Origin of the sequence: Ruegeria sp. HKCCD4884, from assembly GCF_013110855.1 — a bacterium.
GTDB lineage: Bacteria > Pseudomonadota > Alphaproteobacteria > Rhodobacterales > Rhodobacteraceae > Ruegeria.
On sequence record NZ_WVRJ01000013.1, the window covers coordinates 107,542 to 119,767 of the forward strand.

9 protein-coding genes are annotated in these 12,226 nt (G+C 55.7%); 4 read left to right on the forward strand and 5 right to left on the reverse strand.

The features are described 5' to 3' along the window. The first annotated feature begins 1 nt into the window (after nucleotide 1). The 3 genes from sthA to mtnA all read left to right on the forward strand — a co-directional run bounded on the left by sthA (nucleotide 2) and on the right by mtnA (nucleotide 3,128). The gene (sthA, locus tag GS636_RS17820; RefSeq protein WP_171671264.1) at nucleotides 2-1,459 is read left to right on the forward strand and encodes a Si-specific NAD(P)(+) transhydrogenase; all 1,458 of its coding nucleotides are present in this window, start codon (nucleotides 2-4) and stop codon (nucleotides 1,457-1,459) included. Continuing rightward, nucleotides 1,456-1,911, forward strand: coding sequence for a YaiI/YqxD family protein (locus tag GS636_RS17825; protein ID WP_171671266.1), 456 nt, complete (start codon nucleotides 1,456-1,458; stop codon nucleotides 1,909-1,911). The genes sthA and GS636_RS17825 overlap by 4 nt, the downstream gene beginning before the upstream one ends. Nucleotides 1,912-2,033: 122 nt before the next feature. After that, complete coding sequence (mtnA, locus tag GS636_RS17830; protein WP_171671269.1) at nucleotides 2,034-3,128, forward strand: S-methyl-5-thioribose-1-phosphate isomerase; 1,095 nt, start codon at nucleotides 2,034-2,036, stop codon at nucleotides 3,126-3,128. A 98-nt stretch (nucleotides 3,129-3,226) separates the two neighbouring features. Here mtnA and GS636_RS17835 read toward each other — a convergent pair whose 3' ends face one another. Beyond that, nucleotides 3,227-4,462: an MFS transporter gene (locus GS636_RS17835; RefSeq protein ID WP_171185379.1), complete on the reverse strand. Its 1,236-nt coding sequence runs from the start codon at nucleotides 4,460-4,462 to the stop codon at nucleotides 3,227-3,229. 148 nt (nucleotides 4,463-4,610) lie between these two features. Here GS636_RS17835 and zapE point away from each other — a divergent pair, with 148 nt between their 5' ends. Continuing rightward, nucleotides 4,611-5,669 carry a cell division protein ZapE gene (zapE, locus tag GS636_RS17840; RefSeq protein WP_171094894.1) on the forward strand — a complete coding sequence of 353 codons (1,059 nt, stop codon included), beginning with the start codon at nucleotides 4,611-4,613 and terminating at the stop codon, nucleotides 5,667-5,669. Nucleotides 5,670-5,731: 62 nt separating this feature from the next. Here the strand turns inward: zapE and GS636_RS17845 are convergent, their stop codons facing one another. The 4 genes from GS636_RS17845 to GS636_RS17860 are packed head-to-tail and all read right to left on the reverse strand — an operon-like array spanning nucleotide 5,732 to nucleotide 11,977. Beyond that, a complete protein-coding gene (locus tag GS636_RS17845) occupies nucleotides 5,732-7,006 on the reverse strand; it encodes a folylpolyglutamate synthase/dihydrofolate synthase family protein (RefSeq protein WP_171671271.1) in 1,275 nt (424 codons plus the stop codon). Beyond that, the gene (gene accD / locus GS636_RS17850; RefSeq protein WP_171671274.1) at nucleotides 7,003-7,932 is read right to left on the reverse strand and encodes an acetyl-CoA carboxylase, carboxyltransferase subunit beta; all 930 of its coding nucleotides are present in this window, start codon (nucleotides 7,930-7,932) and stop codon (nucleotides 7,003-7,005) included. The genes GS636_RS17845 and accD overlap by 4 nt, the downstream gene beginning before the upstream one ends. Before the next feature lie 60 nt (nucleotides 7,933-7,992). Continuing rightward, nucleotides 7,993-8,877, reverse strand: coding sequence for a CPBP family intramembrane glutamic endopeptidase (locus GS636_RS17855; protein WP_171185369.1), 885 nt, complete (start codon nucleotides 8,875-8,877; stop codon nucleotides 7,993-7,995). Beyond that, entirely contained in the window at nucleotides 8,870-11,977 is a 3,108-nt protein-coding gene (locus GS636_RS17860; protein WP_171671276.1) for an ABC transporter transmembrane domain-containing protein, read from the reverse strand. Before GS636_RS17860 ends, GS636_RS17855 begins: the two co-directional genes overlap by 8 nt. Between the last annotated feature and the right edge of the window lie 249 nt (nucleotides 11,978-12,226).

Below are 12,226 nucleotides of genomic sequence, written 5' to 3' on the forward strand. Positions count from 1 at the left end.
CATGAGCAAATACGATTACGACCTGATCATCATCGGGTCTGGCCCCTCGGGTCGGTCTGCGGCCATTCAGGCGGGAAAACTAAAACGTCGCGTTCTGGTCATCGACCGCAAGGATCGCTTCGGCGGCGTGTCGGTTCATACCGGCACCATCCCGTCCAAGACCTTGCGCGAGACGGTGTTGAACCTCTCGGGCTGGCGCGAACGCAGCTTTTACGGCCGTTCCTATCGGGTCAAGGACCAGATCCGCGCCGAAGATCTGAAAGCCCGTCTGCATATGACACTCGACCATGAGGTCGATGTGCTTGAGCACCAGTTCAACCGCAATCACGTCGATACATTGGATGGTCTGGCCAAGTTCGTCGGACCCCATGAGGTTGAAGTTGCCACCGATGCCGGTGAGACCACGCGGGTGACGGCCAACAAGTTTCTGATTGCCACAGGAACAAAAACCTATCGCCCCAAATACGTACCCTTCAACGGCAAGACCGTGGTTGACGGGGACGAGTTTCTGGAAATGGCCGAGATCCCGCGGTCGCTGGTCGTCATTGGCGCGGGCGTTATCGGGGTCGAATACGCCACGATGTTTTCCGCCCTGGACGTGCGGGTGACATTGATCGAACCGCGCGACACGTTTCTGGACTTCATCGACAGCCGTTTGATTCACGACTTCACCCATCAGATTCGTGAAAACGGTGTTGACCTGCGATTGGGCTCTGCTGTTGAAAAGATCGAGGACGCCGGCGAGCACGTGGAAGTGACATTGGAAAACGGCCGTCACGTTCGGGCTGAAATGCTTCTGTTTGCAGCCGGACGTATGGGTGCGACGTCGAAACTCAATCTTGATGCCGTTGGGCTGGAAACCGATCATCGCAACCGTATCAAGGTAGATCGCAAAACGTACCAGACAGCGGTGCCGCATATCTATGCGACGGGTGACGTGATCGGGCACCCCTCTCTGGCCTCGACATCTCTGCAACAAGGGCGCGTAGCCGCCTGTCACGCACTTGAAACACCGACTTTGCCGGAAAGCCCGTGGTATCCCTATGGCATCTATTCCGTACCTGAGATTTCCACCTGCGGCATGTCCGAGGAAGAATTACAGGAACGCGGCATCCCCTATGAGGTTGGCGTCGCCCGGTTCCGCGAGACATCACGCGGGCACATCATGGGTCTGGAGCACGGGATGCTGAAAATGCTGTTCTCGCTCAAAACCCGCCGGGTCTTGGGTGTGCAGATCGTCGGCGAAGGCGCGACAGAGCTGATCCATATTGCGCAGGCTGTGTTGAACCTTAAGGGCACGGTGGATTATTTCGTTCAGAACACCTTCAACTATCCAACCCTGGCCGAGGCTTACAAGATCGCCGGGCTGGATGCGTTTAATCGGATGCCGATCCCTGAAGAGTTCAAGGTTCGCAAAAAACCGGCTGAACCCGCCAGGAAAGAGGCCAAGAAGGCGTGACCACGCTTTATGTCGATGGCGATGCCTGCCCCGTAAAAGCCGAAGCTGAGCGGGTTGCAACGCGACACAAAGTGCCCATGGCCCTGGTGTCCAATGGCGGGCTGCGCCCTTCGGCCAATCCGCTGGTCCAGGTTGTCATCGTCTCGGAAGGCGCTGATGAGGCCGACAAGTGGATCGCCGAGCGCTGCGGCGCAGGAGATGTCGTAATTACATCCGACATCCCTCTGGCTGCCAAATGTGTCGAGGCAGGCGCGCGGGTTCTGCGCCCGAACGGTGAAGCCTTCACAGTTGCAAATATTGGTCAGCAATTGGCGATGCGCGACCTGATGGCAGACCTGCGTGCGGCCAACCCACTTGGTGCGGGTGGTGGTGGACGACCCTTCAGCAAAGCCGACCGGTCGCGGTTCCTGGACGCACTGGAACGGGAAATACGCGCAGCCACGCGCGATTGACTAAAACAGACGCCGATCCAAAATACTGATACGAAATCAGAAACGCCCGTTTACAAGCCCTGCGTAAGAACGCACCCTGTGATTGAATTCTGATCAGACCATTCGAACACGGAGATTGCATTATGCAAGTACAGGGCACTCACTATCGATCGATTTGGTGGGACAAGTCGGAGGGTGAGGTTCGGATCATCGATCAACGCTGGCTGCCGCATGATTTCCGGGTCGTGACCCTGAAAACTCTGGACGAGTTTGCAGCGGCAATTCGGGATATGTGGGTCAGAGGTGCACCTTTGATCGGCGCGACGGCCGCTTTTGGCATAGCTGAACAGATGTCCCGTGACAGTTCCGAAGCATCGTTTGATGCTGCATATGATGTTCTGCACGCAACGCGGCCCACCGCAATCAACCTGCGTTGGGCTTTGGACAGATGCCGAGAGGCTCTGATGCCGCTGGCTGCGTCCGATCGTGCCGAACGCGCCTTGGCCTTGGCACAAGAGATCGCGGACGAAGATGTCGAAATCAACGCGGCGATTGGTCGACACGGGTTAGCGTTGATCAAGGAGATCGCCGCGCGCAAGCTCGCTGGCGAACCGGTACGGCTTTTGACCCATTGCAATGCGGGTTGGCTGGCGACGGTAGATTGGGGCACAGCCACAAGCCCGATGTATCATGCGCATAACGAAGGCATCCCTCTGCATGTTTGGGTGGATGAAACCCGGCCCCGCAATCAGGGTGCGCTAACCTCATGGGAACTGGGAGAGCATGGTATCCCCCATCGCTACATCGTGGACAATGCCGGGGGGCACCTGATGCAGCATGGGTTGGTTGATCTGGTCATCACAGGCACGGACCGCACCACAGCTCAGGGCGACGTGTGCAACAAGATCGGCACCTACCTCAAAGCTTTGGCCGCGCATGACAACGGAGTGCCCTTTTACGTCGCCTTACCCTCCCCAACCATTGACTGGACGGTGCGCGACGGTGTGGCTGAAATCCCAATTGAGGAACGCGACGCAAGGGAAGTGACGCATGTCCTTGGCGTGGATGAGAATTCGGCCATAACAGATGTTCGCGTGACTCCGGTAGGGACAGAAGGGGGCAATCCTGCCTTTGACGTCACCCCCAACCGGTTGGTAACCGGGCTGATTACCGAGCGTGGCATGTGCGAAGCCTCTGCAGAAGGTTTGGCAGGCTTGTTCCCGGACAGGGCTGGCTAGCTAATCCCGCACAAGCCGTGTGTCGCTTGTCAGCGTAAACACAAAGGTTCTTGATCTGTCCTGGCTCTCTTTCCGTTGGCAGATCAGGACAAAAAGCGTCAGGCCGGAACAGCCGTGCGGTTCTCACGGATGGGCAAATGCACGATCGCGCTGAACGCGCCAATTGCCACACCGATCCACCAAACCATGCTGTAGTCGCCGAACTGGTCATACATACGACCGCCCAGCCAGACACCCAGAAAGCTGCCAAGCTGATGGCTGAAAAAGATAATGCCGTATAGCGTGCCCATATACCGCAAGCCATAAAGGTGCGCCACAAGGCCCGAGGTCAGTGGCACAGTGGCCAACCAAAGTGATCCCATTACCAGAGAAAACACAATAACCGAGATTGGGGTGATCGGCAGCAGGATGAATAAGGCCGCAGCCAATGTTCTGCCTGTATACACTGCAGCCAGCAGGTATTTCTTGGGAAAGTGATTTCCTGCCCAGCCGGCCAGCAACGTACCACCGATATTGGCCAGACCAATCAGCGAAATCGACACGGCCCCAAGCGCTGAGGTTGAGGTGATGCCAACGGAATGCAAAACGCCACCAGGTTGGATCGGGCCGCACATCTCGGTCACAAATGCCGGGAAATGAGCGGTGATAAACCCAAGCTGATACCCGCAGCTAAAAAATCCCAGAAAGATCAGCGCATAGGAAGGATCACGGAATGCCTTCCCTAAAATCTCTCCCATGCTTTCATGCAGTTCCGCCTTGCTTGCCGTCTGAGGGGCGCGCATGAAAGGCAGAACAAGAACAAGTGCCAAAATCGCAACCGCAAACACGATGAAGACTTGCTGCCAGGGCAAGAAGGTCATCAACCATTCAGCGGTAGGTGCCCCGAGCACCTGCCCAAAGCTACCTGCGGCTGTGACAATGGCAAGCGACATGGATCGGTTTTCATCAGAAGATGCACGCCCGACCACAGCAAGAACCACGCCAAACCCGGTTCCGGCAATGCCGAAACCCACCAACCAGGCATAGATCTGATGTTCAAAAGGTGTGACGGACCACGCCGATAGCACCATGCCAGCAGCATAGGTCAAAGCACCCAGTATGATGGCCTTGCGGTCGCCGACTTTTTCGGCAATTGCACCAAAGATCGGCTGGCCAATTCCCCAAGCGAGGTTTTGAATGGCAATCGCCAAGGAGAAATCAGTACGCAGCCAGCCAAACTCATCCGCGATTGGAATCTGAAACACGCCGAAAGAGGCGCGCACGGCAAAGCTGACCGTGATGATGATACATCCGACAATCAGGATCGGATTCAGCAGGCGGGCGGATTGCGGCATTCAGACCTCGGGCGTTTCTTCCGATGGACCGTATCGTTTTTCCGGATGGCGTCAATTCAGCAGATTTGTGGTCACGGATAACCAAATTTGATGTGTTGAGAAAATGGTTTCTTTTCAACGCGCGGTGGGGCGGGTAAGGCTCGGAGTTATGACGGATCTGATATCGCTATACGAGGCCCGCGTCGCGGATGGAACTCTGACCCGCGACGACGCGCAAGAGGCCGTTCTTCCCCAATTCGAACGCATCCGTGCGGCGCTGTCCGAGCCCGTCAAACGTGGTTTTTTCCGTAAGGCACCCCCACCCCCCAAAGGGTTGTATCTATGGGGCGGAGTCGGGCGTGGGAAATCTATGCTCATGGACATGTTCGTCGAAACGTTGGGCGATATTCCGGCGCGACGTGTCCATTTTCACGCGTTCATGCAGGAAATCCACGCAGGTATGCATAAAGCCCGGCAAGAGAATGTCGAAGATGCTCTGGCTCCAGTGGCGAAGGACGTGATCAAATCCGTCCGTTTGCTGGCATTTGATGAGATGCAGATCACCGACATCACCGATGCGATGATTGTTGGACGTCTGTTCGATCTGTTGCATGAGGGCGGTGTCGTTGTCGTTACAACGTCAAACCGGCACCCGGACGATCTGTATAAAGACGGGCTGAACAGGCAGCTGTTCCTGCCTTTCATTGCACATATCAAAGAACAGCTACGGGTTTGGGAACTGGTGTCCCCAACCGATTACCGCCAAAACAGGTTGGAAGGCGCGCCGGTTTATTTTGCACCAATAGGCCCGGAAGCCCGGCAGAACATACGGGAGGTCTGGAAGGATCTTGCGGGCGGCCCTGCCGAACCGCTTGTGTTGCAAGTCAATAGCCGCGCGGTAGAACTGCCAGCCTTTCGCAACGGGGTTGCACGGGCATCGTTTTACGACCTGTGTGGACGGATGTTGGGACCTGCTGATTATCTGGCAATTGCCGACGCTGTGAAAGTGCTGGTGCTGGAAGACATCCCACGTTTGTCGCGGAACAACTTCAACGAAGCCAAACGGTTCGTAACCCTTATCGATGCACTTTATGAGGCCAGGGTCCGCTTGATCTGTTCCGCAGCAGCCGAGCCCGAAATGCTGTATGTGGAAGGTGAAGGGACGTTCGAATTTGAACGCACGGCCTCACGCCTACGGGAGATGCAGGACAAAGATTGGGGCTCCTAGGGGGCTTTGCCCCCGCCGCGCTGCGCGCGCCTCCCCCAAGGTATTTTCAAACAGAAGAAGTGTTAGCCGTTTTCGCGCAAAACATTGCCTGCAAGGTAGAGCGAGCCGCAGATCAACACACGAGCTTGAGGGTCTTGGCTTGTAATTGACGCCAGCGCGTCTGACACGCTTCTTGCCGTAGACGCGGGCAAGTTAACTTTTGCCGCAGCAGTCGCCGTTTCTTTTGCGCTGAGTGTCGCGGCTTCACCCGGAATTGATACCGCAGTCAGGCTTGCGGCTTGTCCGGCCAGCGGTGCGAGATAGCCTGTCACGTCTTTGGTATTGAGCATACCGCAAATCATATGCGTCGGTTTCTGTGGCAGTTTGGCCAGCACATCAGCCAGCGCAATTCCTGCAGCCGCGTTATGACCGCCGTCCAGCCACAGCTCGGCCTGTGGTGCCTGTTCGATCAAAGGGCCGGTTTTCAGACGCTGCATACGGGCGGGCCATTCGGCTTTGGTCACGGCAGCCTCATAGGCATCATCGCCCATATCCAGGTGGCGCAAAACAGCCAAGGCTGCGCCCGCATTCTGAATTTGGTGCGCGCCCAGAAGGTTGGGCAATGGAAGATCCCGCAATCCGGTTTCGTCCTGATAGATCAAGCGTCCGTTTTCTTCATGCACATGCCAGTGTTGACCATGGACTAACAGAGGCGCGCCGAGCCGTGCGGCCGTGTATTCGATGACCTCAAGGGCTTCGTCCTGTTGAGGCCCAACGACGCAGGGCACGCCGGGTTTTATGATCCCAGCCTTTTCGGCCGCGATCTTGCCCAACGTGTTGCCCAGAAACTGCTCATGATCGATCGAAACCGGCGTAATCACAGTCACTGCAGGGTTTTCGACCACGTTGGTAGCGTCCAGACGCCCGCCCAGGCCGACCTCAAGAAGAGTATAGTCCGCTTTTTCTCGGGCAAAGGCCAACAAAGCCGCGCAGGTCGTGATTTCGAAATAGGTTATGTTTTCACCGCCATTGGCGGCGTAACATTCGTCGAGAACTGCAGTCAGATCGGGTTCTAAAATCAGGTCTCCGGCAAGACGGATACGCTCATGAAACCGCGCCAAGTGGGGCGAAGTATAGGCGTGTGCTGAATGCCCAGCTCCCTCGAGCCCCGCGCGGATCATGGCCTGGGTCGAACCTTTGCCGTTGGTTCCGGCAATATGAATGACAGGAGGCAGTTTGAGCTGTGGATTATCCAGCGCCGCCAGTAAACGCCAGACGCGGTCCAAGGTCAGATCAATGATCTTGGGGTGCAACGCCATCATTCGATCAAGAATGGCGTCAGATGTCTGAGCGGTCATTTCTGGCCGGTCTCTTCTGCAGCGACTTCTTCGGCTATTGCCGGTTCCGGCGCAGGCAGATCACCCTTGATCGCCGGGGGTTGGTTCATCAGCATCCGTGTGATGGTGATCAGCTCTTCGCGCATATCGGTGCGTTTGGTAACAAGGTCCAGCATGCCGTGATCCAACAAGTACTCGGCGCGTTGGAACCCTTCGGGCAGCTTTTCCCTAATCGTTTGTTCAATCACACGTGGACCAGCGAAACAAATAAGCGCGTTGGGTTCTGAGATATGGACATCGCCCAACATGGCATAAGACGCGGTCACACCCCCGGTGGTGGGGTGGGTCAGAACGACGATGTAGGGCAAGTTCGCCTCTTTCAGCATCTCAACAGCTACGGTTGTCCGCGGCATTTGCATCAGGCTGAGGATGCCTTCCTGCATCCGAGCGCCACCTGCGGCAGAAAACAGTATCAGCGGGCGCTTGAGCTTTACGGCCTCTTGCGCGGCGGCAATGATCGCGTTGCCGACATACATGCCCATCGACCCGCCCATGAAAGAAAAGTCCTGCGCTGCTGCGACAATTGGGGTGCGGCCAATTTCGCCCAAAGCAACCAGCATCGCTTCTTTTTCGCCAGTCTTCTTCTGGGCTGCTTTCATGCGGTCGGGATATTTTTTCTGATCGCGGAACTGCAGCGGATCGTCCTTGGGGGCCGGAACGTCAACTTCAGTGAAAACACCGCCATCAAACAGGTGCTTGAACCTGTCACGCGGGGTAATTGCCATATGGTGGCCACACTGGGTGCAGACGTTCTGGTTCTCGGCCAGTTCGCGGTGGAACAGCATCGTCCCGCACTCGTCGCATTTGTGCCAGAGGTTTTCCGGCACTTCACGGCGCGAGAAAATCGAGTTGATCCGGGGGCGGACGTAGTTTGTGATCCAGTTCATGTCGGAACCTTGGCTTTTACGGTGTTGACGTCAAATAAGACGCAACGGAAGGAAATGCAATCAGCGCCTGAGCGCAAGTCGCGCGGCCAGCCAACAAACGAACATCATGACCAGATCCACCAACAGCCAAGGCCGCAGCTGTTCTGCGTCGGACGTGTCAAAGGGCAAGACAAACAGAGCTAGCCCGCTCAGACTGTCGGGTAGAGAGATGAACAGCAAAGCGATGACATTGTTGAAGAAATGCAGGGCTATGGCAGGACCTAATGTTCCTGCTCGGGCCGTCAGATCCGAAGCCAACAGGCCAAAAACGAAGGCCCAAAGCGCAATCAACAGCGCGTTTCCACCCGCCGCGTCGGGCGCATAGTGACCCACCGCAAACAAGATCGATGGCACACCCATCCAAATGATCGGTGAGTTGAACCGGGCGGCAAGGGTTTGCTGGATATAGCCGCGAAACAGGATTTCTTCGGCGCTGACCTGAATCAGGACAGCAAATGCCGCAACTGGAAGCAAAAGCACCCATGTGGTCAGCGGCAATTTTTGGGTCAGTTCCCCTCCCATGCTGTAGGGAGGCAGCAGAAATCCGATGACACCGAGTATCAGCAAGGCTTTCAAAACGCTTACAAACTGGGTCTCGGCCAGACGTCGTTCACCTAAGATGGACCATAGTGTTCGGTGTTGCATCTTGCGTGCCGCCACGGCGACCCCGAACGTTATGAACCCGAAACTGACCAACAACAGAATCAACGCCAGAGGCGAGCTTCCCGCCAAAAGCTCCTGCGCCCATTCGTTCGGGCCCATCGCCACGAGTGCAGCGAAGAAAACCATGTTCAGCAGGCTTACCAAAACACCAATGAGCAAGAGACCCACAAGCAGGCGCCACAGTTCTGGGCGCCTACGCGCGGTTTCCGTCAAATAAGCATGCGGGAAATAAGCCTTAGGCATGGTTATTCGAACTCTCTGGCTCTTCTTCCTGAGTGACTGTAGGCAGCAATTCCTCTGGGTTTTGGGCAGCGGAAATCCTGTTGGACAGCGTTGTCAGGTAACCCGCAACTGTCCGAAGCAACTGCGTGGCAACGGTTGCGTCGCTTTCCACCACAGCACGCAGCTCTTCGGCCCCGATACGCAGGAAAAGACAATCCTCTGTCGCGACAAGATCCAATTGACGATCTTCACCCGTGATGATTGACAAGTCACCAATAAGGCGACCAGGTTCAATGATCGAGATCGGGCGTCGTGTTCCGTCTTCGTTGAACCAATCCAAACGAGCCTGACCCGTAATGCATAGATAAGCGGCGTCCGGGGCCTGACCACGCGAGAAGATGACCTGCCCGGCCTTGACTTCATACCATTGGGCCGAGAAAGCCAGCAGCCGTTGATTGCGCCCGTCCAGACCTGAAAACAATTCTGTGGCTGATAGAATTTCAAGCTTCCGGCTCAGATCATCAGTTGTTCCACCAGTATCTTCAGGTTTGGTTCGGGATACTCCGTCGATCCTTCCCTCCTTGATTTCTACAAATAGATCATAGGCTTCGGGATGGGCAAAATGATCTTCCATGAAGATCATGATTGAGTCCGGCAAAAGCTCTCGCAGTTTCAGGCGGGTCCGCAACCGGCTTTCTGAATCGTGGCTGGCCAGCGCCTTGTCCAGAATCAAAACATCGGGGCGCTTGATTCCGGCGCGTGAAAATGCAGCGCGTTCCTGAAAGACGGTCGGCAGGTTGTTACCGCCCAGACCAGAGGGCAGATCATAGATAATGGCGGCAGCTCTGCGGCGCAGGCCCGCTTCGTTCATAGCCTCGGCCACCACATCTTCGATTTCTTCCGCATGTGCGCCCGCCAACAAGGACACGCGCCCATAGATCGCATTTTCCATTACTGTCAGCCGCGGGACATATAGATCAGGAGTGACAGGCGTAAACAGCCCATCCATTGCGCCCCGCAACCGCTCGGCGTGGCTTTTGCGGATCGTCAGGATCTTGTCCTTGTATTCTTCGGGGAAATCCGGGCCGATCTGCTCGGCTGTCAGCAGGAAAGGCACAGTCAGCAGCAAGGCGTGGTCTTCTTGGCTGAGTTCCGTTTCACCTTTGGCTTTGCGCTGATCTTCTATGTCGAGCAACCGGTGAAACATGTCTTTCGACATGCCAAGCCGCAGGAACAGGGGGTGATCCGCGCCGTCCCGTCCGAATGTTTTACCGAGTGTGTCCAGAACCGCGTTGGAAATGCTCAGAGCCTCGTCCGCCAAATCATGTACGCTGAGCATTTTTACAAAACGGGCGTCCTCGACCAGAAAGTCAGGAGAAATATCGCGGGACGGCGCGGCAAAAAGCAGGTTACCACCCAATGGAACCGCCGGATTAAATCGTTCCGGATCGAAACGATAGACATACCGGTCAAGACCTTTGGCTTTCAAACGCTCGGCAATCGTTTCCCGAAGGTTGACCACTTCCCGCGCCAAAACGGGGTGAATTTCAGGATTAAACTGCGTTCGCAGTGTACGACGGAACATGAACTCGTCGATGCCCATGGCTTCGACAAGCTGGAACCACCAATCGCGAATATCCTCGATACCGTCCAGACCTGCGAGACCGGGATCGATCCATTCATCGTCCAGCGAATCTGGGGGATTGCCAGACCGGACTGCTTCAATTTGCTTGCGGGACGGCGTTCTCTGAGTTTCAGCGCCATGCTGGGGATGTGTCCGCAACGGCATCATCAGGTTATCGCCCAGCGTTCCATCAAACAGATAGGGCCGCGAATAGGCATAGCCAATCCGGGCCGCAATCACAGCTTGGTGCAAGTCATTCAAGTTGTGCCCGGAAACGATCACGTCCCCCTGTGCAGGTAAAATCTCGCGGGTCAAAAGCTGACCCAAGGCACTTCTTTCCGCGGCGTGAGAAGACTGGATCGCAACGCGCGCCCCGTGCGGGATAGTCAGATCCAGATCTTCCAGAATAGTTTTGCCGTCGCTATCGCGCACCGTCACGTTGCGCAGCTCAATTGCCCCATCCAAGCGCGGAATCGCTTCGGGTTCTCCGGAAAACAGCTCTTCGGGTATCATGTTGTCGGGGGCGAACCGTTCAGTCACGACCTCCCACCGCAGAGACATGTCCTGAACCTGATTGTAATAGGTCAGCAAATCCTTCCATGGGCCACTGAGGTCCTTATAGGCCCCAAGTGCTGCTACCAGAGCACCCACCGTCACCTCACCCGTGATCGCCAGATATCCGCCCACAGAATAGAACAGGAACGGGGTCATCTGAGTGATCAGATTGTTGAGGAACTTCATGAAGAATTTCTTGTTGTAGATCTTAAAGCGGATCTCGAACAATTTCCCCAAACGGTCGCTGAACTGGGCCAGACGATAACGCCAGCCGCCATTGGTGCGCAGGTCACTGATCCCCGCAGCGCTTTCACCGATTTCCGAACTCAGACGCCGGACTTCCTGAATACGGTCTTTATTCAGTAGGTTGATTTGTCGTTGCAATTTGGGGATCAGCCAAGCCTGTAACGGGATCAATGCGATACTGGCCAACCCGAACCACACGCTTTGCATGAACAGGAACGTGACAATGGTCATCATCTGGCCGAACTGGAACACGGGCTGAGCAATCGCATCGCCCATCAGTCCACCCATCGGCTCGGCCTCGGATGTGATCATCGAAACCAATTCACCCTGACTGGTCGTGGCGAAATAGGATTTTGGAAAGCGCATCGACCGCTCAATCAGCGTAAAACGCAATCGACGCAGCATACGCTCGGCCAGGACGCCCTTCATCGTATTGATGCGCATCTTCATCAAGCCGCTGGCGATCACCGTGCCCAGAAACGCTACGCACAGTATCAGCAGGTAGTGGACCTGCGATACCGTTATACCCCAAATGGTAACCGTATCACCCGGAGCACCGATGGCATCATTGATGATTTGCTTGGGCAGTTCCAACGAAGCATAGAGGAACGGAAATGACAGCACTGTCAGCAACAACAAGACCAATTGCTGTTTCTTCGAGTACTTCCAAATAAAAGAAAATAAAGTGGGCTCCATTTACTGGCCTTATCGATAGCTAAACGGATGTGTGGCTAAAACTGGGTGACCCATGTTGCAGGGCCCGACGGTACGCTCTGACTCTGCGCTTTGCAAGGCAAGACAGGCACGCACGCATCCGTTCGCGCCTAACCGAATTTTGCTTTGCACCCAACTGAAAAACGCGGATCGAAGATCGCAATTTCGTTATTGCGGGTTTGTTCCCGAAGGCGTCTTGACTAAAGAGGCTGTGTATCGGACGACGAGGCC

Coding starts and splice junctions, on each gene's coding strand:
- GS636_RS17860 (WP_171671276.1), bottom strand. CDS start 11,977: ATGGAGCCCACTTTATTTTCTTTTATTTGGAAGTACTCGAAGAAACAG.
- GS636_RS17855 (WP_171185369.1), bottom strand. CDS start 8,877: ATGCCTAAGGCTTATTTCCCGCATGCTTATTTGACGGAAACCGCGCGT.
- GS636_RS17835 (WP_171185379.1), bottom strand. CDS start 4,462: ATGCCGCAATCCGCCCGCCTGCTGAATCCGATCCTGATTGTCGGATGT.
- sthA (WP_171671264.1), top strand. CDS start 2: ATGAGCAAATACGATTACGACCTGATCATCATCGGGTCTGGCCCCTCG.
- GS636_RS17845 (WP_171671271.1), bottom strand. CDS start 7,006: ATGACCGCTCAGACATCTGACGCCATTCTTGATCGAATGATGGCGTTG.
- zapE (WP_171094894.1), top strand. CDS start 4,611: ATGACGGATCTGATATCGCTATACGAGGCCCGCGTCGCGGATGGAACT.
- mtnA (WP_171671269.1), top strand. CDS start 2,034: ATGCAAGTACAGGGCACTCACTATCGATCGATTTGGTGGGACAAGTCG.
- accD (WP_171671274.1), bottom strand. CDS start 7,932: ATGAACTGGATCACAAACTACGTCCGCCCCCGGATCAACTCGATTTTC.